This window comes from Novosphingobium panipatense (assembly GCF_900182875.1).
GTDB lineage: Bacteria > Pseudomonadota > Alphaproteobacteria > Sphingomonadales > Sphingomonadaceae > Novosphingobium > Novosphingobium panipatense.
Genome location: NZ_FXUI01000005.1, coordinates 240,875 through 262,466, shown reverse-complemented (window position 1 = coordinate 262,466; position 21,592 = coordinate 240,875). Strand labels below are relative to the sequence as shown.

Here is a 21,592-nt window from a genome sequence, read left to right as displayed (position 1 = left end):
AGAGCACTTTGCCGATGCGACATAGCAGCCTATGCCCTTCCAGAAGAGGAGCCCGCACTTCATGACCTTGCTTTTCGATCTGCCTGACACCCCTTCCGTCCCGGTGCTGGGGAACACGGCGGCCTATCCGGTCCGCCGCGTGTTCTGCGTGGGGCGCAACTATGCCGCGCATGCCCTGGAGCTCGGCAATGCGGTGGACCGCGAGGCGCCCATCTGGTTCACGAAGGCCCCCGCCGCCCTGTGCCTGTCGGGTGCGACCATCCCGTATCCCCCCGGGACCCAAAACTGCCACTACGAAATGGAACTGGTCGTGGCGATCGGCGCCCCGGCATTCCGGGTGGCGCCGGAGCAGGCGATGGAGGCGGTCTTCGGCTACGCCTGCGGGCTCGACATGACGCGGCGCGATCTCCAAAACGCCGCCAAGGGCAAGGGCTACCCCTGGGATACCGGCAAGGACTTCGAGAATGGCGCGATCATCGCAGCCATCACGCCCGCCCGGCAGTTCGCGTTGAAGGATCAGCGAATCGCGCTCAGCCAGAACGGCAGCATTAAGCAGGACAGTGTTCTGGCGGACATGATCTGGTCGATCCCCGAACTCATCGCGGACCTCTCCCGGCTCTACCACCTCGCTCCCGGTGACCTGATCTACACCGGCACCCCTGCCGGTGTGGGCGCTGTGCAGGCCGGGGACGTGCTCGTCGGAACGGTCGAGGGCCTCGAACCGGTTCGCCTGGAAATCGCCGCCGCCGAATGAGGGTATGGCTCGGGCATGTCCCGGCGGCTCTCCCAGCAGCTCTCCCCCAGGCCGGTCCCACGGCGGCTGCTCTCCTGTTTGCGCCTGCGGGCAAGTTTGAGATCACGACGATGCGATATCTGACAGCCACCGCCTTCCTCGCCCTTGCGCCGGCGGCACATGCGGCCGACGAAGCGGATGCGCCCCCCCGTGAGCCCATCGTGGTTACGGGTACCGGCCTGTCGGAAGGACCGGCAACGCCTGCCTACGACGTCCAGAGGATCGAGCGCGAGGCGCTCGTGTCAAGCGCATCCGGGCGAATCGAGGACGTCCTGTCGTCAGTCGCAGGTTTCCAGCAGTTCCGCCGGTCCGACAGCCGGGCGTCCAACCCTTCCAATCAAGGCGTGACGCTCCGGGCGCTGGGAGGCAACGCTTCGAGCCGGGCGCAGGTGCTTCTGGACGGCGTGCCGGTCGGCAACCCCTTCTTCGGCTATATTCCGCTGAGCGCCCTTTCGCCCGATCGCCTGAGCGCCGTGCGCGTCACGCGCGGCGGCGGCATGGGCGCGTTCGGTTCGGGCGCCGTTTCGGGCACGATCGAACTGGAAAGCGCCGGCCCGGACGAACTCGCGGTGATCGGCGGGCAGGCGCTCGTGAACGACAGGGGCGAAACGCAGGCGTCGGCCACGCTTGCCCCCCGTCTCGGCCAGGGCTTCGTGGTCGCCGGTGTGCAGTGGGATCGAGGCAAGGGCTTCTGGACCACGCCCGAGGATCAGCGAGTCCCCGCCAGCGCACGCGCCCGGTACGAGAGCTGGTCGGCATCGCTGCGGGCCGTCGCCCCTCTCACGGATACAGTGGAAGTGCAGGCATCGGGCCTCGCTTACGATGACCACCGCACCCTGCGCTTCCATGGCGCGGATTCCACGTCGTCGGGACAGCAGGGTTCGCTTCGCCTGGTAGGGCGGGGTGACTGGCAGTTCGACGTTCTGGGCTTCGTGCAGGCGCAGGACTTCTCCAACGTGGTGATCAGTGCCACCAGCTACCGCAAGACGCTCGATCAGGCGAAGACACCGACGCTGGCGGTCGGCGGCAAGGCGGAAGTGCGCCCCCCCATCGGCCCGGACCACGTCCTGCGCATCGGCACGGACATCAAGCTGTCGAGGGGCAACCTTGTCGAGATGCCGTACAACGCCGGTACGGGCGCGCGAACCGCTTTCCGCCGGGCCGGCGGGCGGCAATCGGATCTTGGCATCTACGTGGAGGACGACTGGACCGTTGGACGCCTCGTCCTCACCGCAGGCGGCCGCCTAGACCGGTGGACGATCCGTGACGGTTATTACCACGAACTTGCCGCGTCCGGCGCCGTGGCGCAGGACACCCGCTTCGCCGACCGTGATGGCTGGAGCGGCAACGCGCGCGGCGGCGTGGTGTGGAATGCAAGCTCGGCGGTCTCGCTGCGCGCAGCCGCATATACTGGGCTGCGTTTGCCGACCCTCAACGAACTCTATCGGCCGTTCGTCGTCTTTCCCATCACCACCCGCGCCAACGCGGACCTCAAGCCCGAGCGCCTGCGCGGCTTCGAGGCGGGCGTGGATCTCCGCCCGGTTCCGGAATGGCAGCTCTCGCTGACGGCGTTCGACAACCGACTGAAGGATGCGGTTGCGAACGTCACGCTCGATGCCACCACCCGCGAGCGCCAGAACGTCGACGCCATTCACGCGCGGGGCCTGGAGGCCAGTACCGAAATCCGGCTGGGGCAGGTCGACCTCTCCGGTTCGCTGTCCTGGACGGACGCTGAAGTAAAGGCACGGGGAGTGCAGTCGGCCCTCGACGGCCTTCGGCCTGCACAGGTGCCGAAACTGGCCGCCAGCGCTACACTGGCCTGGACTCCGGTTGAGGACTGGCGCCTTGCGGCGACGCTGCGCCACACCGGGGCTCAGTTCGAGGACGATCTGGAAACCGATGTCCTGCCGGCGGCGACGACGCTCGACCTTTATGCCCAGGTTCCCGTCACCGGCTTTGCCTGGCTCGTCCTGCGCGCCGAAAACCTGACCGATGAGACCATCGTCACGCGGAACGCGGGGGGCTCTCTCGATCTGGGACAGCCGCGCACCCTGTGGGCGGGGCTGAGGCTGGGCTTGCGCTGAAGATGAGAGTGAGGCACCGCGACAGCATGGCCTGTGTGTCCTTCCCGAACATTCGCGGCCGGTCGCAGTCGATCGCCCGTTCCGCAGCCTTGACCGCCCGGCAGGACTGACGGATGGCGCGCCTTACCATCAACGCACGGCCGGTCGCCTTCGACATGGATCCCCGCACGCCTCTGCTGTGGGCGCTACGGGACGGAGCGAACCTGACCGGTACCAAGTACGGCTGCGGCGTCGGTGATTGTGGCGCCTGCACCGTGCTTGTGGATGGCGCGGCGCTGCGCTCATGTCTGGTGACCCTGGCCGAGTGCGAAGGCCGTGTGGTCGTCACGATCGAGGGTTTGTCCCGGGACCGCTCGCACCCCGTACAGCAGGCGCTGGTGGCCGAACAGGCGATCCAGTGCGGCTTCTGCACCCCCGGCCTCGTCATGAACGCGGCCGCCCTTCTGACCGCGAATGCGAACCCGAGCGAGGCGGAGATAAAGGCTGCGCTGCCGAACCTGTGCCGCTGCGGCGTCCAGCCCCGCCTCGTCCGCGCCATCCAGAGAGCCGCCTCCATCAGTCGCCGTGAGGAGACGATCGACGCCGCGCCGCCGCCTGGCGGTTCGGGCCGCATCCCGGCTATGACGACCACTTTCCAAGGAGACACGCCATGAAAGCCACGATCTGGCACAACCCCAAGTGCGGCACGTCGCGCAAGACCCTCGAGATCCTGGAGCAAACCCCGGGCGTCGAGGTCGAGGTGATCGAGTATCTGAAGACCCCGCCCAGCGCCGAAAAGCTTGCCCAACTCTATCGCGATGCGGGCATGACGCCCCGGCAGGGCCTCCGCACGAAAGGCACCGACGCAGGCGAGCGCGGGCTGCCCGATGCCGATGATGCCACCGTGCTGGCGGCCATGGCGGCCGAGCCGATCCTCATCGAACGGCCCTTGGTCGAAACCGCCAGGGGCGTACGGCTGTGCCGACCGCAAGACACGGTCCATCAGATTATCTGACCGGCTGTCCCCATTCACCCACCGCATGCCCCCTTCCATCGCCTTGCAATGACGGGGACAATCTGCCACCGCAGGCGGTCCGTGACATGATAAACTTGCGAGAGCTTCCCTCAGCATGACCAGTACCGAGCTTGCCCGAGAGCCTCTGCCCCAGCGGATCATGCGCAAGATCAAGCACGGGATGGGTCCCTGGGGAGTGTTCCTCGAAGGCTTCATCCGCAATCCGGTGATGGTCGGCTCGATCGTCCCGTCCTCGCGCTTCACGATCAACCGCATGCTCGCTCGCGTCGATTGGGCGAACACCAAGCTTTTCGTCGAGTACGGTCCGGGCGTGGGCACCTTCTGCCAGCCTGTGCTCGACAGGCTGCCGCGTGAGGGCACGCTGCTGGTGATCGACACCAACCCGCTCTTCATCGACTACCTGCGCCGCACGATCACCGACAGCCGCTTCATCGCGGTTCACGGCTCGGCCGCCGACGTCGAGGAGATCGTTCGCGCTCACGGGCACGAACAGGCGGACTACGTGCTGTCAGGCCTTCCCTTCTCCACTCTTCCCGACGGTGTAGCCCCGGCAATCGCGGCGGCCACGCATCGCGTCATCCGCGAAGGCGGAGCGTTCCTCGTTTACCAGTTCCGGCGGAAGGCGCGCAGCTACATGGCGCGGCACTTCCACCGAATAGACGAAAAGTACGAGGCCCGGAATGTCCCGCCCTGCTTCCTCTGGTGGGGCTGGAAGGACGCCGATTGAGCATCGGAGGGCACGCACCGCGTGCCCTTTTTTCTGGGCTCAGTCGATCAGGTCGGCCATCGTGCCAGCGGGAGCACCCGCCAACTGGCGATGGACCTGCGCGATCACCGCTACGAAGTAGAGCGCCATCAGGCTGGTGAGCACGGATTCGAGCGCCGCAGCCACGAAGCGCGCCGCCTCTGCCGGTGCCAGCAGTGCGACCGGAAGCGTCAGCACGTTCGCAAAGATGAGCAGCACGATCATGGCGATCACCAGGAGAGCGTAGAAGCCCAGCAGGCGCGCCGTGTGCCCTCGTGTCAGTTGCCAGGAACGCGCCAGCGCCGAGAAGGGGTTGCTCATATGCTCGACCGCCACGACCACAGCGGTCAGCGACAGCCGCACTGCAGCAACCATCCCGATCAGCATGACGACAGCCAGGCCGATGACGCCGCCAACCGCGCCTCCGACTGCTCCAAGGATGCCCGCCACCAGCAGGACGGCTATGACGAGTGCCAGCGCCGTCAGGATCTGGGCTCCGAGGTACGGCAGGATGCCGCGCGCGCCGATGCGAATCGCCTCTCCCACGGTTGGACGTCGCCCGGTGTCGAGAAGCGTCAGCAGCGCCAGCGTACCCAGCGCCTGAAGCAGCGCCATCGGTATGAGCACCGGCGCGATCGACAGATAGTATTCCCGAACCATCGCGATCATCTGCGCCTCGTTCATCCCGGCTCCGGTCTCCGGGGGCGGGAAAAAGATCGCGAAAACGAGCTGTGGGAGGAGGAAGAAGACCCCCGCCACCGCGATCACGACTTCGCGATTGGCGGATACCGCCTGGGACGCTCTTGCCCATGCCTGGCTGCTGTCGAACTTCATCACCTGCTCCTGATACCGCCGGAATGAGCCGGCGGTCTCGAATACACTTGATAACCGCAGGGAATGACGCCACGCAACGCGCCATGAGTGTTCCCTCCACGCTTCCCGATGAATTGGCGGGTGATATCGAACTGCGCATCTCCACCGAGCCGGTGCCGTACCGGCAGGCTCTGGAAGAGATGACGCTGCGCAATGCGGCCATCGCCGCCGGTGAAGCGCGCGAACTGATCTGGCTGCTCGAACACCCTCCGGTCTATACCGCAGGCACCAGCGCCGCCCTGGACGAACTTCTCGACCCCCGCTTCGAAGTTGTCGAGGCAGGGCGCGGCGGTCGGTACACTTATCACGGGCCGGGCCAGCGCGTGGGCTACGTCCTGCTCGACCTCAAGAAGCGCGCGCGCGATGCCCGTGGTTTCGTGCACGGCCTTGAAGGCTGGGTGATCGAGACGCTCCGCGACTTCGGTGTGGAAGGGTTCCGTGCGGAGGGCCGCATCGGCATCTGGACCAGGGATATCGACGGAAGCGAGGCAAAGGTCGGCGCCATCGGCGTGCGCATCCGCAAGTGGGTGACGATGCACGGCTTTGCCGTGAACGTGAACCCCGATCTGGCGCATTTCACAGGCATCGTTCCCTGCGGCATCGAGGAGTTCGGCGTCACCAGCCTCTCGCGCCTTGGCAAGGATGTGGATTTCGCGGCGTGGGACGCGGCCCTCGTGGCGCGCGCGCCCGCGTTCCTTGCCTCTCTGGAAAGCCCCTGCCCGCCCACAACGTCTCCGGAGGAGGACGCATGAAGACGGCATACCGCCTGATCCTGCCGCTGGCGCTCTGCGCCCTCGGCGCGACCGCCTGCAAGAAGGATGACCAACCCAAGGCGGCGGCGGGCGGCGAACTGCTGCCGCGTTCGGTCAGCGACGACATGCTCCCCTATGACACCGTTCGTTCCCAGCCGTCGCTGTCAGATCCGGACGGCGGCCTTGGCATACCGGAAGTCGGCGGTCCGCGGGTGTCCGCCACTGCCGTCGTCGAAGATGAGGACGACAGCGGCCCTGTCGAGGAGGCGCCGCCCGTCATCGACATCCCTCCACCGCCCGCACAATAAGGCAGGCCGCCGGGGCGGCCCGCCCTTGCAGCTGTCAGAGCGCCTTGTCGTAAATCGCGTATTCGCGGTTCACGCGGCTCTGGATGGCGTCCGCGATGGCCACCATGCCCTGGTTGTCCTCCAGAATCCAGCCGATCTCCCCGCGGCTCGCGCCGAACTTGGCGACCGCCGCGCGGCGGATGTACTCGATCATCATGAAGGCCAGCTGGCTTGCCAGACGTGAGGACTGCAACTTCTTGCGAACGCCCATCAGAGGCACCCGCATGTCCGCCCTCTTCGGCTTGCGCAGCCACAACAGCAGCTTGAGAAGACCAAGGAGCGAGGGTTTCCCGTTCCGCCTGTTCACCCGCATCTGGACGCCGTTCAGGTCCGGCAGCGTCATCATGAAGGCAACAGGCTCGCCCTCGTACTCGGCGATCAGGATGAGTTCGGGATGCACCAGCGGCTTGAGCGCCTTGCCGATGTGCTCGATCTCCTTGTCAGTGAAGGGAACGAAGCCCCAGTTGTCAGCCCAGGCGTCGTTGAGGATGTCGCAGATAATGGCGGCATCGCGCTTGAAATGCTTGAGGTCCGCGCCCCGCACCACGATCTTCGCGTTCTTCTCCCCTGACGCGACGATCCGCTGGATCAGGGGCGGGAAGGACTTGGTAACGTCGAGTTCGTAGGTCGAAAGGGTTTTCACGCGGCTGTAACCCGCGCGTTCGATCCAGCCCTGATAGGCCGCGTTGTGATGGGCCATCATGACCATCGGCGCATGGTCGTGACCCAGGACCTGAATGCCCGGCTCTTCCCAGACCGAAAGGTTCATTGGCCCAAGAGCGCGCGTCATGCCCTGACTGCGCAGCCACTCTTCCGCCGCCGCGATCAGCGCGCGCGCCGTTTCCTCGTCTTCGGCCTCGATCGCGCCCCAGTTGCCGGTACCCGGCCCCATCCCCTGCTCCGGCGGCTGTTTCAGCGCCAGTTCATCGATGTGAGCCGAAATACGACCGACCACCCGGTCCCCCCGCCGCGCCAGGTACATCTGGACCCGGGCATGGTCGAAGAACGGGTTTTTGCTGGGGGTGAACTTCGCCAGCTCCTCTGAGCGAAGATTCGGTACCCAGTTTTGATCTGACGCATTGAGGCGATAAGCGAGATCGACAAAAGCGGCGATGTCGGCCTTGCTGGAGACGGGAGTGATGACTAGTTCGGCCACGATGCTGCCTTTGTTCTGGCGTAAGGACGATGAAGCGCGACGTGCTGCCGCTGGCGGTCCGTTGTCAAGCCGGACCCGGTGGCGACTCGTGGTGGAGCCGCTCGTCGCGCGGGCTTATGCCCGGAAACACTTTGGAAATCTCGTAAGATGAATGCCCATAAGACGATCGAACTGCCCACTGCCCTGCTGCGCGACTCGGCGCAGGGGTCGACGTGGCATTCCCAGATACCGGACGACAAGGCGATGCTGCGCGCAGCCGTCGAGCTGACGCGCGACATCGCCGTGGCCCGTCCCGGCATTTACTGGCCGGACATGATCGCAAGCGCGCTGCTCGGCTATGCGGCGCTGGCAGCCGCCATTCTGGTCGACAACACGGCTGCGGCCGTGTTGCTGGGCGTGGTCTCGTCGCTCGCGCTCTACCGGGCGCTGCTGTTCATTCACGAGCTGACTCACATGCACAAGGATGCCCTTCCCGGCTTCCGCTTCGGCTGGAACCTGCTGGTGGGCATTCCGATGCTGATTCCCTCCTTCATGTACGAAGGGGTCCACACCCAGCACCACGCACGCACGCGCTACGGCACAATCGAGGATCCCGAATACCTGCCGCTGGCGCTGATGAAGCCGTGGAGCCTGCCCGTCTTCGCCCTGACCGCGATACTGCTGCCGCCGGCGCTGCTGATCCGTTCCGCGATCCTCGTGCCGCTCGGCCTTCTCATTCCGCCCCTGCGCACGCTGGTGTGGGAACGCGCCTCGGCCCTGGCGATCAATCCGCAGTACCGCCGCCGCAAGCCGGAAGGGGATTTTGCCCGCATGGTGTTCTGGCAGGAACTGGGCTGCTCGGCCTGGGCCATCGGCATTCTTGCCGCCAGCTTTGCCTGGGGATGGCGCCCGCTTGCCATCGCACTGGGCGTGGTTGCGCTCACCGCCTTGCTCAACCAGGTCCGCACGCTCGTGGCACACCTGTGGGAGAATGACGGCGAGGCGATGACGGTCACGGCGCAGTACCTCGATTCGGTGAACGTGCCGCCGCCGGGCTTCTTCGCCGCGATGTGGGCACCTGTGGGGCTGCGCTACCACGCCCTGCACCACCTCCTTCCCTCGATGCCCTATCACTCCCTTGCCGAGGCGCACCGCCGCCTGATGGGGCATCTCGCCCCCGGCTCCACGTATGGCAGGGCCAGCTACTCCGGCCTTGCTCCGCTCCTCGCCCGGCTGGCGCGCAGCACCATGACCGCCGGGCGCAGGCGCTGAGGGAGCGTTACTCCTCGGTCCGTATCAGGACGGTCTCACCGATGAACGCGAAAAGCACGAAGGGTGCCCAAGCGGCAAGAAACGGCGGATATCCGCCGAAGTTGCCCATGGCGAGCGCCGCATTGTCGAAGACGAAGTAGGCGAAGCCCAAGGCCATCCCGATTACGGCGCGAATGAGGAGCGCGCCGGAACGCGCGAGACCAAAGGCCGCAACCGCGCCGAGCAGGGGCATGAGCGCAGAGGACAGCGGGCCGGACAGCTTGTGCCACCAGGCGGCCTCAAGTTCGCTGGTGCGGCGCCCAGCGCCCTCCACCGCCTCGATCGAATGCGAAAGCGTGAAAAGGTCTTCCGCGTCCGGATCGACCTTCGACAGGAATATCTTGGCCGGCGTGATGCCCGGCGCCACGGTTGCCGATGGTGCCGTGGTCGTGGTGGTCGTTGCGACGTCGAAACGGGTAGGCTGGTGCAGCTTCCAACCCGGATCGGCGAACGTCGCCGTCGCTGCGCGCATCTGCTCGACGATCATGTCCTCGGCATCGCGGCGATAATAGGTGACGCCGTGCAGGGTCATGGAACTGCCTTCGCCGGACAGAGACTGCGCCAGCAGGAGATCCCGCCCGTCCGCCAGGTAGAGGTTCGCCTTCGGACTCGCGTTCCTTGGAATGGGTCCGTAATCCACCGCCTCCCACGCGCTCAGCGTACGGGCGGCTCGCGTGACTACGCGCTCATTGAAGGCGAAGCTCAAGGCGGAGATGATCAGCGCCGTCAGGATCAGCGGAGCAAGCACCTGATGCGCGGAGAGGCCCGCAGCCTTCATCGAGATCACTTCGCTGTTTTGGTTCAGTGTCGCCAGCGTGATGATCGTCGCCAGAAGCACCGAATAAGGCAGGAACCGCGCCACGAGCTGCGGCACGCGCAAACTGACGTATTGCAGGAGTTGCATCTGCCCGTTGCCCGGATAGGCCAGGATATCCCCGCTCTCTCCGAGAAGATCGAGGACCTGAAGCACCAGCACAAGCATGATCAGCACCGCAAAGATGCGGATCACGAAGAGGCGCGCCAGATAAAGCGTCAAAGTGCGGGAGGGAAAGAATTCTAGGTTCATCTCAGGTCTGGTCCGCAGGCGTCGGCAGGATCGGTCCGCGCCGGTTGCGGCGCAGCAGCGACTTGATCCGCTTCACGATCTTGTCCGAAGCGGTTTCCAGCCACCCGATCGCCTGCCCGCCCGGAACGTAGGCCACCCTCCAGTACATCCACAGGATGATCGCGCCGAAGACGAAGAAAGGGCCCCAAAGGCCAAGGATGGGGTTGATCCGACCGAGGGAGGCGACGTCGTTCGCGTACTGGTTCACCTTGTGGTAGGCGACAACCATCACGATGGACACGAACAGCCCCAGCGCCGACGTCGACCTCTTGGGCGGGATGGCAAGCGCCACGCCAAGCAGCGGCAGCAGCAGCATCATTACGACCTCGACCATACGGTAGTTGAAGTTGGCCTGGCTCGACGCGCGTTCCGCGGTTGGCGCGTCCTTGTTCCAGCCCAGCTTGAGCAGTTCGGGCAGCAGGTACTCGCGCTCCTGGCCTCCCCGCTCGCGGAACTTCTCGATCGCGGGGAGTTCGATGGGCAGATCATGGCGGGTGAAGGTGAGCACGCGCGAAGGCGAGCCGGGCTGATCCTGGATGATCTGCCCCTTCTCCAGCCGGAAGATGATGGTGTCCGGATTGTCCTTCAACGCCAGGAACCGACCTTCGCGTGCCGAGATCGAGAGCACCTGCCCCTTGTCGTTCGCGAGACGGGCGAAGATGCCCATCAGCTTGCGGCCGTCATCCTGACTTTCGTCAATCCGAAGGGCAATACGGTCCTTCAGCGCCGTGAACTCACCCACCTTGATGGAAGCGCCCAGGGCACCGGACTTCAGTTCGTAGTTGAGCTCTTCGTAGTAGTACCGGGCAAGCGGCTGCAGATAGCCGACGATCGCGAAGTTGCAGACCACCAGGACGAAGGTGATGATGTAAGGCACACGCAGCATGCGCGTGTAGCTGAGCCCCACCGCCCGCATGACGTCGAGTTCGCTGCTCGTCGCCAGTTTGCGGAAGGCCAGCAGGATGCCGAGCATCAGCCCCAGCGGAATGGCCAGGCTGGCATACTCAGGCAGCATGTTCGCGAGCATCTTGAAGACGACGCCCACCGGCCCGCCTTCCGTCGCAACGAAATCGAAAAGGCGCAGCATCTTGTCGAGCACGAGGAGCGATGCAGCCAGCAGGAATATGCCCAGCATCGGCATCAGCACGAGGCGAAAGATGTAGCGGTCCAGGGCGCTGATGAACTTCACTTAGGCGTCGTCACTCAACCGTTCTCCCCCGCCCTTAACGGCTTGCGCCGGGAGGGCAAAGCGATTTGTCGCACGTCGCACCACGATGCGGCGCACGTCCGGTGAGCGGTTCAACGTGAAGGAAGTGGGAAGGTTTCAGCCTTGGGGAAAAATCGCGGCGGCCGATCGGCTCACGCGCAGAGGGCTTTCAGGCCTTTTCGAGGGTGCATTGAAGGGGGTGCTGGTTCTGCCGTGCGAAGTCCATCACCTGGTTCACCTTCGTTTCGGCGATCTCGTAAGGGAAGATGCCGCATACGCCGACGCCCTTCTGGTGAACGTGCAGCATGACCCGCGTCGCCTGCTCCAGATCCATGTGGAAGAAGCGCTTCAGCACGAGGACGACGAACTCCATCGGGGTGTAGTCGTCATTCAGCATGAGCACCTTGAACTGGCTCGGCTTCTTGGGTTTGGCACGGGTCTTGGTCGCAATGCCGATCTGATGATCGTCGCCCGTGCCCTGATCGGAATCGCCGTCGCTCGCCTCTGCCGCGCGAATGAGCGCGTGCAGGAGTGGGGTCGTGTCGGAATCAGCGATCGGGGGAATCATGGTGCCCAGAATATCGTACCGACGCACCTGATAACAAGATGCGTCGGTTCATATTCTCGTTGGATGGTACACCCCGGCCGGTGAGGTGCTCACCGGCCGGGGTGTTCATCCGGAAAATCAGAAGGCCGACGCGGACCGCGCCTTTTCAACCGCGATGCTCATGCGGCCGGAAAGGGGGGCGAAAGCGTCGCTGAACAGCTTGAGCATGGCCTCGCTGTTCTTCGAACTGTAGGCCACGGCCGTGTCGAAGTTCTTGCGGACGAGATCGCTCTGCAGTTTGAAGAAGTCCGTGGGGGACTTAACAGCGGCAAGCTCCTTGATGTCGCCCGTCATCACCTCGAAGGCGGCACGGCTCTCGCTCACGAACTCCGTACCGAGGTCCTGAACGCCTTCCGCGAAGATCTTGCCTGATTCGACAGCGGCTTCGACATTGCCCTTGGCAAAGTCGCTGACTTCGCCAAGCACGCTCGTGCTCTTGTCGAAAGCAGCCTTGGCCTTCGCCTGCGCTTCGGTGATGGCTTCCTGGAAGCCGCTGAAGTTTGCGCTCATGTCCATTGTCGTTTCCTCGAGCATGAAATTCGAAAACAGTCCCTTTCGGACTGGCGGGTTCGGAGCGGCCGCAGGCATGGTCGGCTTGTCCCCGGCGAGGGCGGCGGGCGGAGCAGCTTCCACGGCCTCCTCCTTTTCGTCCTTCGAAAGAGCCTCTCCGGACGCGACCTGGAGCACGCTTGCCGCCAGAGGCACGGAGGCCACCGCAGCCGCTACCTGCTCCAGATCCGGCATGACGTCACCCGAAGGACCAGCCGGTTTCACGACCTTGCTGGCCTGTGACTCATCTGACTGGACCTTGCCGACCGGCAGGCCGGGCAGAGTCTCCCCCGACTGCGCAGCCGCCCTCGGGGGGCGTACCGGAGCCTTGGGTGCGGCACGAAGTTCGCGCATCTTGGCCGGTACGGGAGAGCGAGCGTTCTTCGGGTCTTCATTGTCGGCCATTGGATGATCCAGCCTCGTTGAAAACGTCAGGTGCTGCGTAGCGCACCCATGCCAGTCAAAACGATTCGTGAACCGCCTTGTTGCATCGCAAAATAGATTTTTGCAGGCGCGAAGTCAATTGCCGATTGCTGCACTGCACAAGGCGGCGCGATAGCGCTTCCGCACGAGGCCGGAGCGGATCACCGCAGCGCTACGTACCGACCGGGCGCTGGCTCGAGGACCTTGTCTCCACGCCCACCCGGACGCCGCTTTCCGGTGGCCGGAACCTGCACCGTGTCCCGTTCGCGCAGCCAATCCATCCAGTGCGGCCACCAGCTGCCGGGATGTTCGATTGCGCCCTGCACGAATTCCTCAAGCGAACCGGGCGCACGGTCGTTCGTCCAATACTGGTACTTGCCAGCGGACGGCGGGTTCACCACACCGGCGATGTGACCGGAGCCCGCCAGGACGAAGGTCCATGGTCCCGCGACGTAGCGCGTCAGCTTCCAGACGCTGCAGGGCGGTGCGATGTGGTCCTCCCGCCCTGCCTGGATATACACCGGCGTGGCGATGCGGTGGAGATCGATCGGAGTGCCGCACGCTTCAAGCGCATCCGGCACGGCCAGCCTGTTGTCGCGATAGAGATCACGCAGGTAGTCCCGATGCCAGCGCGCAGGCAGGTTGGTCACGTCTCCGTTCCAGTGGAGCAGGTCGAAGGCGGGGTAGTCCTCCCCCTTCAGATAGTTCTTTTCGACATAGCTCCAGATGAGGTCATTGCCTCGCAGAAGATTGAAGGTCGCCGCGAGATAACGGCCATCGAGATAGCCTTCCGGCGACAGATGCCCGAGAGCCTCGATCTGTTTGTCGTCGATGAAATGCTTGAGATCGCCGGCTTCCTCGAAGTCGATCTGCGCGGTGAAGAAGGTCGCGCTTGCAATCTTCTCGCCTTCGCCGTTCCGCGCAAGGATGGCGAGCGTAGCAGCCAGCGTGGTTCCCGCCACGCAGTAGCCGATGGTATGCACGGACGGGACTTTCAGCCGCTCCCGCACGGTGTCCACCGCTTCTATCTGCGCGGCGATGTAATCGTCCCACACAAGGTTTGCCATCGTCGCGTCTGCGGACTTCCAGGAGACCATGAAGACGGTGACCCCCTGGTCGACCGCCCAGCGCACGAAGCTCTTCTTTGCGTTGAGATCGAGGATGTAGAAGCGGTTGATCCAGGGCGGGAAGATCAGGAGCGGCGTCTTCAGCACCTTTTCCGTCGTCGGCGTATACTGAATCAGCTGGTACAAGGGCGTCTCGAAAACCACCCTGCCCGGCGTCGCGGCGATGTTTTCGCCAAGAACGAAGGCATCCGATCGGGTATGCGTCAGCTGCCCGCGCCGCAGGTCCGCCAGAAAGTTCTCGAAGCCGCGCACCAGGCTTTCGCCGCCGGTTTCCACCGCCTTGGCCAGCGCAACGGGATTCGTGAGCGGGAAATTGGCGGGACTGAGCGCATCCATCATCGCCCGGGTGGAGAAGACCAGTTGCGCCTTGCGCTGTTCATCCAGCCCTTCGACCCCTTCGGCCAGCCCCGTGACCTGCTCGCTCAGCAGGAGGTAAAGCTGGTGCAGGACGGCAAAGAACGGCTGACGGCGCCATTCGGGATCGGTGAAGCGGCGGTCCTCTCGCGGCAGCGCCGGCTCGTCCTGCTTCTCCGCACTGCGGGGACCGAGGCCGTATTGTCCGAAGACGGCATTGGCAAGCGCCACCCCTTCGTTCCAGAGCCTGTTCTGGATTTCCGGATCGGTCAGCGGCAACTGGCGCATCAGCGCCTCCGCCGTGCCGATCCACGCCACGGGGTCAGCGAAAGCCGGAGGGCGCTGCGTGGCAAGCTTGCCGATCTGCTCGATCTGGTAATCGGTCCAGAGCGACTGGATTCGCCCTGCGATCTCGGTCCACCGAGCCGACATCTCTGCCCCCGCAGACCCTTCCGCCGGCACCAGCGGCCCGACGAGCGTCGCCAGCCCCTGCATCTGCGCCTTCATCACGTCGCTGAAAAGATCGGCGTCGCTGGACATGGGCACTTCGCTCTCCTGGGAATAGCTTCTGATTTTGGCGAGCGGGAACGCCCCTGTCGACCCTTCTTGCGCATCCGTCAGCATGAAATCGGGCAATTATCTTTCGCCAGACCCCATTTGCGCGAACGGCGTAATCCCCTACAGGGGCGGGGCGGCGCTCCTGCCGCCAACGCTACTGGATATCAGAGGTCATGGAAGACGAGTTCTACCGCATCAAGCGACTGCCGCCCTATGTCATCGCCGAAGTAAACGCGATGAGGCACGCGGCGCGTCAGGCGGGTAAGGACATCATCGACCTTGGCATGGGCAATCCGGATCTGCCGCCGCCCCAGCACGTGCTCGACAAGCTGTGCGAAGTCGCCCAGAAGCCGAGCGCGCATGGCTATTCGCAGTCGAAAGGCATCCCGGGCCTGCGGCGCGCACAGGCGAACTATTACGCCAACCGCTTCAACGTGGAACTCGACCCGGAAAACGAAGTCGTGGTGACTATGGGCTCCAAGGAGGGCCTCGCCAGCCTCGCAACCGCGATCACCGCACCGGGCGACGTGGTGCTGGCCCCCAACCCCAGCTATCCGATCCACACCTTCGGCTTCATCATCGCCGGCGCGACGATTCGTTCCGTGCCGACCACGCCCGACGAGCATTACTGGCGCTCTCTCGACCGCGCGATGGCCTTCACAGTGCCGCGCCCGTCGATCCTGATCGTCAACTACCCGTCCAACCCGACTGCGGAGACCGTCGACCTCGCCTTCTACGAGCGGCTCGTGGCCTGGGCGAAGGAAAACAAGGTCTGGATCCTTTCGGATCTCGCCTATTCGGAGCTGTACTACGACGGCAACCCCACGCGCTCGATTCTGGAAGTGCCCGGCGCGAAGGACGTGGCCGTGGAATTCACCTCGATGAGCAAGACCTACTCGATGGCGGGCTGGCGCATCGGTTTTGCGGTGGGCAATCAGAAGCTGATTGCCGCACTCACCCGGGTGAAGTCTTATCTCGACTATGGCGCTTTCACGCCCATTCAGGCCGCAGCCTGCGCGGCACTCAACGGCCCCCAGGACATCGTCGAGCGGAACCGCAACCTCTACCAGAAGCGCCGCGACGTCATGGTGGAAGCGTTCGGTCGCGCAGGGTGGGACATTCCCCCGCCCAAGGCCTCGATGTTCGCCTGGGCCCCGCTGCCCCCCGCCCTGCGGGAGATGGGCAGCCTCGAATTCTCCAAGCAGTTGCTCACGCACGCCGAAGTCGCGGTCGCGCCCGGCGTCGGATACGGTGAGGACGGCGAGGGTTTCGTCAGAATCGCTATGGTAGAGAACGAACAGCGTCTCCGGCAGGCGGCCCGCAACGTGAAGCGCTATCTCACTTCCATGGGCGTTAACATTCCTTCATCCTGAAAAATCCCAACTGAAAGTTCAGGAGTTCTGCGGATTTATGGTTACCGCCGGAGTAAGGCTGTAAAAATATAGGTGTTGTTACAAAGTGTAAAAATACGTCATCTGCCCACCTAGTTTTTTGTCATGTCAAGAAATCTGGGGGGCAGATGACGGACACTTTCATGAGGCGGGAAACGCCTCATAGCTTTGTATGGCTTGGCTCGGGACGGATCCCGGCCTAATTTGATCTCACCTCATGCGGATGGACGCTCGACGTCAGAGGAGAAGCGTCGGGCGGCTGCATCGGCATCCTTCCCGCCGGTCCTCTCGAAGACACCGCGTGGGAGCGCCTTCTGGCGGTGCGCGAAGAGGACCGCCGGTTCATCCTCGTCATCACCCCTTCCACGGCGCATGAGGGTGCGGAACTCCTTCGCGTCGGCTTCGGAGAGGCCGTGGCTGAGGCGATCGAGGGCGGAGAATTCGCGGCGCGTGCAGGACGCCTGGCGGAACTGACCGGGTGGGTCCTTCGGCACCGGCGCCTCGGTGATCTTGAGCTCGATCTCGTCGCGCGCGAAGCGTATGGTCATGGCAAATCGCTCAACCTGAACCCGCGCGAGTTCGCCCTGATCTGGCGCCTTGCCGACGCGCCAGGCGAAACCGTGAGCAAGCAGGACCTCATCCACGATGTCTGGCGCATGGGGTTCGTGCCGGAGACGAACAGCATCGCTGTCCACATGTCCCGCCTGCGCCGCAAGCTCGGCTTCGTGGGCCTGTCGGGCATAATCGCAACTTCACCCAACGGTGGCTACTGCCTGATGCGGGCCGACGACGTTCCTCCCGCGCCAGACATTGCGTTCACTTCCGTTCAGCCTCCCCGCATCGCTCCTGCACAGGCCATGCTTTGACGCTCAGCGCTCCTCGTTGGGCAACAGAGCGGCGAGATCGGCGGGCGTATTGATGTTGGCTACGGGCGAGGCGGTCTCCACCTGCCTCGCCCCGATCGTCGTGGCGAACCGCTTCAGCGAATGAACTACGGGGCTCGAAAGCAGGGCCTCCAGTTGCGGAAGGGCTGCGGTCGGCCAGAGCCCGACAACCGGCTGTGCCGACAGACAGGCCGGGGCCTTCCCGAGCAGAACCGGCAAATCCTCGGGAAGCAGGGCGGCATCGACGCTGCAACTCAGCACGGCCTCATAGCCTTCGTCCGCCGCCAGCCGCATTGCGGCGGCCAGGCCCCCGAGCGGCCCCATGCCAGCGCGCGGCCAGTCCGGAACCGTGCGCGCCGGGGCCGTTTCGCGGCCGGTCACCACCACAAGTTCGCACCACCCGGAGAGCATGTCCACCGCGAGCGAGAGCAGCGTGCGGCCGCCGATCTCGGCCAGAGCCTTGTCACTGCCGAAGCGGGTTGATTGCCCGCCAGCCAGAACCGCTCCAAGAATCATTGCGAAGACCTTTCGGACAGACAGAACAAAACTGCCGCTTCAGATGCAGCCGGGGACGTGACAAGAAGCCAACGCTGGCGCCACCGGTTCCGCGCGGCCTCACGCGCACGCTCAACAAAAATACGGCGGATTAGCCAAAATGCCATTGCGCTCCCCGTGATCGGTTGCTAGGCGCGCATTCCTCCACACGGATGGCCCGATGGCGGAGTGGTGACGCAGAGGACTGCAAATCCTTGCACGCCGGTTCGATTCCGGCTCGGGCCTCCATCTTTCCCGTTCTTGAGAGCGACGGTTTTCCAGAGCTTCCCGCGCCGGCGTCAGCGGCGCTTCCTGAGCACCAGGTAAAGCGCACCCGGCCCGCCGTGTCTGCGGTGCGCGGCGCGGATGGCGACGATGTCCGATGCATGTTCGCTCGCCGCCAGCCAATCGGCCACTTTGGCACGGATCGCCCCTCGCGCAGAGCCGCGATCGGCGGCATCGACAGGCCGTGCTTTTCCGGTCACGAGCAGCACGACGCGCGCGCCCATCGCCTTTGCCTGGACCAGACCGTGCATCAGGCGCAGGTACGCCTGGTCAAGACTGGCTCCATGAAGATCGAGACTGAAATCGGGGACCAGCGTGCCTTTGGAGATGCGCTTTTCCCATGAGCCATCGAGGTTCACCGGACCTGTCGCCCCCAGCGGCTTCGGCGGTACGGGCTTGGGAGGTAGCGGCGGCGGCACTCGGCCCTTGACTTTGGCAGGCGGAGCCGGCGGCATCACATCGCCGGATGTCGGCGCCCCGTGCGCTTCGCCTCCTTGGGCCTCCGTCCTTGTGCGCCGGGCCTCGGAGGGGAGCGGCTTCACGGTCCGGACGACCTGCGCCCACACGGCCTGCTCCTGCGGTGTCAGGCGCCGCCCCTGCCGCGTTCCCCGGCTTGTCATCGCGCACCGAGCCGGCTGAGGACGCCCTTGGGCAGCAGCACGAGTGCGCTTCCCCGCCCGCTCATGCCGCCGGCGGTGACCCTCGCCTGATCACCTGCACCCCAGAAGGTGTCGAAGCGGTTGGCGCCTTTGATGGCGCCGCCAGTGTCCTGCGCGATCCACAGGCCGCTCGCCTCGCGCCTGTCGAGGTCAAGCCATACGGGCGCCCCGAGAGGCACGAAGCGGGGGTCGGCCGCCACCGAATTGCCGGCTCGCACCGGCACGTTCAGGGCGCCCAGCGGACCGTCGCCGGTCAGTACGCGGAAGAACACCCAGGAGCGATTGAGGTCCATCAACGCACGCCCTTCGGCCGGATGCTCCCGCAGGTAGCGCATGATGCCCTGCATGGAGGCGGGATAGTGGCCCGGCCCCGATCCCACGAGGCCCCGGTCACGCATTACCCCGCCGATGCCGATGTAAGGCAGCCCGTTCTGACCGGCGTAGCCGATCCGTGTCACCGTCCCGTCGGGAGCGACAAGGCGGCCCGAACCCTGCACCTGCAGGAAAAAGAATTCCACCGGATCCGCCACCCAGGCAATCTCCAACCCCTTGCCCGCGAGCGCCCCGGCGTTGATCTGCGCCCGATCGTAGTAAGCGGTGAAGGTGCCGTCCGGAGCATAGCGCCCCAGAGGCATGCGTCCGTCCGTAAGGGGCGGCGCATCCCCCGGGCGCGCTCGGACAAGGTCGCGCGGCAGCGCGTAGACGGGCACATCGTGGCCCGCCAGTCGCGTGCGCGATCCGGCGATTTCGGGCTCGTAGTATCCGGTGGTAAACGCCACTCCGTCACTCACTTGCGCCGTCTCGAAGAATGTGACGAAGAAGGCCGCCGGAGAGCCGGCACCCCAATTGGCCGCCGCAGTGCACGCCTGCCGCCAGTCGTCCGGCTTCGTCAGCGCGCTGACATCGGCACGACGGATGAGGCGGGGACAGCTTTCGCGAAAGGACGAGAGCGCGCCGGCGGCATCGCTCGGGGCCATCTGCAGCGAGGTGACAGGCGGCCCGCGCCGGACTCCCGCAAGCAGGGCGTTTTGCGGCGGGGGCGGAAGCTGCGGCTGTTCCACCGAAGGCTGCGGCGGCCGAGGCCCTCCCGTGGAGGGGACAATGCCCCCGCAGGCGGCCAGAGCGGCAGACAGGAGGCCGGCGGAAAATGCCTGAAGCCCTCGGCCAACGAGCCGCCTCACCCCGGATCCTTCCCGCACGATCACCCCTTCAGAAAGCAGAAGCCCCGCGCCAGGGGCGCGGGGCGAACAAGGATCGTTCGGTTAGCAGGTGTCGCGCAAGCGGATCAACCTTCGTCGGTTTCTTCCAGCAGCCAATCCGGATCAGCCGAGTTGACGGAGCGACCGAAGGTCCACACGTCGATCGCCTCGATGGCGTCGTCGAGCGATCCGGCCACGACCAAACCTTCTGCGTTGCGAGTCACCGCAGCGATATCGGAGCGGAAGCGCAGCGTGATGCGGGCGTGACCGTTCTCCACGCCAGCCGCGACGAAGGCGACTTCTTCGATGCGGATCAACCGGTTATCCAGCATCTCCCCCGCTTCAAGGCGCGCGTCCACCGCGCTGGCGAAGCTGGCATAAACGTCATTGTCGCAAAGATGGCGCAGTTCTGCCTTGTCGCCCTTCCAGAAGGCTTCGAGGATCATGCGATAGGCGCCGCGCGCGCCCTCCACGAAAGTTGCGGGATCGAAGCGCCGGTCAGCCTGCGCAATTTCCGCAAGCCCCCGCTCCACAGCCGGAGGAGCAAGCGGAATGGTGCGCTGCCGGGGCTGCTCGCCACGGGCGCGGTCATCGCTCCGCTGATCCGGGCGCGGCTGCGCTGCCACCCGCGGAGCACCCGGCTTCTGACCCGGACGGCCATCGAAGCGCCCCTGGATCGGCTCCTCCTCATGCTCGGCCCTGCGGCCAAGCACCGAGTAGAGCCGCAAGCCCAGGAAGGCTGCAATCATGGCCAGGATCACTATTTCCGGTGTCACGTCCCTAAATCCATCCTTCTAAGCACCATCCGGCGATCGTTCCCGATCATCGGAACGGCGGACCGGCTTCGATGGCAGGAAGTCCTGAAGACTCTCGCGCTTCGACCGGCCTCAGCGCCCGAACATAGCCTGAGATAGGTACGCTTTACAAATGAACAACGAATGACCCGTTCGTCCGGGGCATTTTTTCGCCGGGCGGAGGGGCTCTTCGAATCCGCTACTCCTTATCGAGACGAAGGCCTCTGCATTTTCCGGAAGCTCGGGTGTTCCACGCAGGCTCAAAATGCTTTAGGCGCGCCCCCTGACCTCTTTCAAATTTCCATTGCGGGACACAGACCAGATGGCCGACGAAGGCAACGTCATTTCCGACCTCAACCTTGACAACGGCGAAGATGCCGCGCCTGCTGCAGGCATCATCTCGCAGTACGTGAAGGACCTTTCGGTCGAGAGTCCCAACTCTCCGGAGAGCTTCTCCTGGCAGGAACAGCCGCAGATCGACGTCCAGTTCAACATCGGCGCGCGCGCGATCGAAGGCGAGGTCCACGAAGTCGAGCTCAAGATCATGTGCTCGTCCACGACTGGCGCCGGCACCGCCTGGGCCGTGGAACTGAGCTACTGCGGGCTCGTTGGCATGCGCAACCTCGAAGAGGGGCAGGCCCATGCGTTCCTGTTCGCCGAAGCCCCCCGCATCCTCTTCCCCTATGCTCGCCGCGTGATCTCGGACGCGGTGCGCGATGCAGGCTTCGCGCCGCTGATGCTCGAGCCCATCGACTTCAACGGCCTCTACCTGCAGCAGCTTCAGGCGCAGGCGCAGCAGGCCGAAGCCGGCATCGGCGAGCCTGCCGGCCACGCCTGATCCACGACCGGGCCGCAAGCCTC

General features: G+C 64.9%; 22 protein-coding genes and 1 tRNA gene. 12 read left to right on the top strand and 11 right to left on the bottom strand.

What is annotated here, in order from left to right:
• Nucleotides 1–61: 61 nt before the first annotated feature.
• The 5 genes from QOL62_RS10755 to QOL62_RS10735 all read left to right on the top strand — a co-directional run bounded on the left by QOL62_RS10755 (nucleotide 62) and on the right by QOL62_RS10735 (nucleotide 4,619).
• Nucleotides 62–754, top strand: a complete 693-nt coding sequence (locus QOL62_RS10755) for a fumarylacetoacetate hydrolase family protein (RefSeq protein ID WP_283406222.1) — start codon at nucleotides 62–64, stop codon at nucleotides 752–754.
• 110 nt (nucleotides 755–864) lie between these two features.
• Nucleotides 865–2,877 (top strand): TonB-dependent receptor, encoded by a 2,013-nt coding sequence (locus tag QOL62_RS10750; RefSeq protein WP_283406248.1) that lies wholly within the window; start codon nucleotides 865–867, stop codon nucleotides 2,875–2,877.
• Between the two features lie 113 nt (nucleotides 2,878–2,990).
• Nucleotides 2,991–3,530, top strand: coding sequence for a (2Fe-2S)-binding protein (locus QOL62_RS10745; RefSeq protein ID WP_283406221.1), 540 nt, complete (start codon nucleotides 2,991–2,993; stop codon nucleotides 3,528–3,530).
• Complete coding sequence (locus QOL62_RS10740; protein WP_103728163.1) at nucleotides 3,527–3,871, top strand: arsenate reductase family protein; 345 nt, start codon at nucleotides 3,527–3,529, stop codon at nucleotides 3,869–3,871. Before QOL62_RS10745 ends, QOL62_RS10740 begins: the two co-directional genes overlap by 4 nt.
• Before the next feature lie 115 nt (nucleotides 3,872–3,986).
• Nucleotides 3,987–4,619, top strand: coding sequence for a class I SAM-dependent methyltransferase (locus QOL62_RS10735; RefSeq protein WP_283406220.1), 633 nt, complete (start codon nucleotides 3,987–3,989; stop codon nucleotides 4,617–4,619).
• Nucleotides 4,620–4,658: 39 nt separating this feature from the next.
• Here the strand turns inward: QOL62_RS10735 and QOL62_RS10730 are convergent, their stop codons facing one another.
• Nucleotides 4,659–5,471 carry a DUF7847 domain-containing protein gene (locus tag QOL62_RS10730; protein WP_283406219.1) on the bottom strand — a complete coding sequence of 271 codons (813 nt, stop codon included), beginning with the start codon at nucleotides 5,469–5,471 and terminating at the stop codon, nucleotides 4,659–4,661.
• An 83-nt stretch (nucleotides 5,472–5,554) separates the two neighbouring features.
• On the opposite strand from QOL62_RS10730, the gene lipB reads away from it, so the two are divergent.
• Together lipB and QOL62_RS10720 are read left to right on the top strand one after the other, a co-directional pair.
• Nucleotides 5,555–6,262, top strand: a complete 708-nt coding sequence (gene lipB / locus QOL62_RS10725; RefSeq protein ID WP_283406218.1) for a lipoyl(octanoyl) transferase LipB — start codon at nucleotides 5,555–5,557, stop codon at nucleotides 6,260–6,262.
• The gene (locus tag QOL62_RS10720) at nucleotides 6,259–6,570 is read left to right on the top strand and encodes a hypothetical protein (protein ID WP_103728159.1); all 312 of its coding nucleotides are present in this window, start codon (nucleotides 6,259–6,261) and stop codon (nucleotides 6,568–6,570) included. The genes lipB and QOL62_RS10720 overlap by 4 nt, the downstream gene beginning before the upstream one ends.
• A 34-nt stretch (nucleotides 6,571–6,604) precedes the next feature.
• On the opposite strand, the gene QOL62_RS10715 is transcribed toward QOL62_RS10720, so the two are convergent.
• Nucleotides 6,605–7,765 (bottom strand): N-acetyltransferase, encoded by a 1,161-nt coding sequence (locus QOL62_RS10715; protein WP_283406217.1) that lies wholly within the window; start codon nucleotides 7,763–7,765, stop codon nucleotides 6,605–6,607.
• Between the two features lie 147 nt (nucleotides 7,766–7,912).
• Here QOL62_RS10715 and QOL62_RS10710 point away from each other — a divergent pair, with 147 nt between their 5' ends.
• Nucleotides 7,913–9,016 (top strand): fatty acid desaturase family protein, encoded by a 1,104-nt coding sequence (locus QOL62_RS10710; protein ID WP_283406216.1) that lies wholly within the window; start codon nucleotides 7,913–7,915, stop codon nucleotides 9,014–9,016.
• Between the two features lie 7 nt (nucleotides 9,017–9,023).
• On the opposite strand, the gene lptG is transcribed toward QOL62_RS10710, so the two are convergent.
• From lptG to QOL62_RS10685, 5 genes are all read right to left on the bottom strand, one after another.
• Nucleotides 9,024–10,121, bottom strand: coding sequence for an LPS export ABC transporter permease LptG (gene lptG, locus QOL62_RS10705; RefSeq protein WP_103728156.1), 1,098 nt, complete (start codon nucleotides 10,119–10,121; stop codon nucleotides 9,024–9,026).
• A gap of 1 nt (nucleotide 10,122) precedes the next feature.
• Nucleotides 10,123–11,349, bottom strand: a complete 1,227-nt coding sequence (gene lptF / locus QOL62_RS10700) for an LPS export ABC transporter permease LptF (RefSeq protein WP_103728155.1) — start codon at nucleotides 11,347–11,349, stop codon at nucleotides 10,123–10,125.
• A gap of 187 nt (nucleotides 11,350–11,536) precedes the next feature.
• Complete coding sequence (gene clpS / locus QOL62_RS10695) at nucleotides 11,537–11,935, bottom strand: ATP-dependent Clp protease adapter ClpS (RefSeq protein WP_199183767.1); 399 nt, start codon at nucleotides 11,933–11,935, stop codon at nucleotides 11,537–11,539.
• A 117-nt stretch (nucleotides 11,936–12,052) separates the two neighbouring features.
• Nucleotides 12,053–12,928 carry a phasin family protein gene (locus QOL62_RS10690; RefSeq protein ID WP_283406215.1) on the bottom strand — a complete coding sequence of 292 codons (876 nt, stop codon included), beginning with the start codon at nucleotides 12,926–12,928 and terminating at the stop codon, nucleotides 12,053–12,055.
• A gap of 179 nt (nucleotides 12,929–13,107) precedes the next feature.
• The gene (locus QOL62_RS10685; RefSeq protein WP_283406214.1) at nucleotides 13,108–14,967 is read right to left on the bottom strand and encodes a PHA/PHB synthase family protein; all 1,860 of its coding nucleotides are present in this window, start codon (nucleotides 14,965–14,967) and stop codon (nucleotides 13,108–13,110) included.
• Nucleotides 14,968–15,158: 191 nt separating this feature from the next.
• On the opposite strand from QOL62_RS10685, the gene QOL62_RS10680 reads away from it, so the two are divergent.
• Nucleotides 15,159–16,358, top strand: a complete 1,200-nt coding sequence (locus QOL62_RS10680) for an LL-diaminopimelate aminotransferase (RefSeq protein WP_283406213.1) — start codon at nucleotides 15,159–15,161, stop codon at nucleotides 16,356–16,358.
• Nucleotides 16,359–16,696: 338 nt separating this feature from the next.
• Nucleotides 16,697–17,242, top strand: coding sequence for a winged helix-turn-helix domain-containing protein (locus tag QOL62_RS10675; RefSeq protein WP_283406212.1), 546 nt, complete (start codon nucleotides 16,697–16,699; stop codon nucleotides 17,240–17,242).
• Nucleotides 17,243–17,245: 3 nt separating this feature from the next.
• On the opposite strand, the gene mobA is transcribed toward QOL62_RS10675, so the two are convergent.
• On the bottom strand, nucleotides 17,246–17,776 hold the full coding sequence (mobA, locus tag QOL62_RS10670) for a molybdenum cofactor guanylyltransferase (RefSeq protein WP_283406211.1): 531 nt from the start codon (nucleotides 17,774–17,776) through the stop codon (nucleotides 17,246–17,248).
• Nucleotides 17,777–17,969: 193 nt separating this feature from the next.
• Here mobA and QOL62_RS10665 point away from each other — a divergent pair.
• Nucleotides 17,970–18,043 (top strand) — tRNA-Cys (locus QOL62_RS10665).
• 50 nt (nucleotides 18,044–18,093) lie between these two features.
• Here QOL62_RS10665 and QOL62_RS10660 read toward each other — a convergent pair.
• The 3 genes from QOL62_RS10660 to QOL62_RS10650 all read right to left on the bottom strand — a co-directional run bounded on the left by QOL62_RS10660 (nucleotide 18,094) and on the right by QOL62_RS10650 (nucleotide 20,713).
• Nucleotides 18,094–18,699: a Smr/MutS family protein gene (locus tag QOL62_RS10660; protein ID WP_283406210.1), complete on the bottom strand. Its 606-nt coding sequence runs from the start codon at nucleotides 18,697–18,699 to the stop codon at nucleotides 18,094–18,096.
• Nucleotides 18,696–19,919, bottom strand: a complete 1,224-nt coding sequence (gene mltA, locus QOL62_RS10655) for a murein transglycosylase A (RefSeq protein ID WP_283406209.1) — start codon at nucleotides 19,917–19,919, stop codon at nucleotides 18,696–18,698. The genes QOL62_RS10660 and mltA overlap by 4 nt, the downstream gene beginning before the upstream one ends.
• A 104-nt stretch (nucleotides 19,920–20,023) precedes the next feature.
• On the bottom strand, nucleotides 20,024–20,713 hold the full coding sequence (locus QOL62_RS10650; protein ID WP_103728149.1) for a Tim44/TimA family putative adaptor protein: 690 nt from the start codon (nucleotides 20,711–20,713) through the stop codon (nucleotides 20,024–20,026).
• A 340-nt stretch (nucleotides 20,714–21,053) separates the two neighbouring features.
• Here QOL62_RS10650 and secB point away from each other — a divergent pair, with 340 nt between their 5' ends.
• Entirely contained in the window at nucleotides 21,054–21,569 is a 516-nt protein-coding gene (gene secB / locus QOL62_RS10645; RefSeq protein ID WP_103728148.1) for a protein-export chaperone SecB, read from the top strand.
• Nucleotides 21,570–21,592 lie beyond the last annotated feature (23 nt).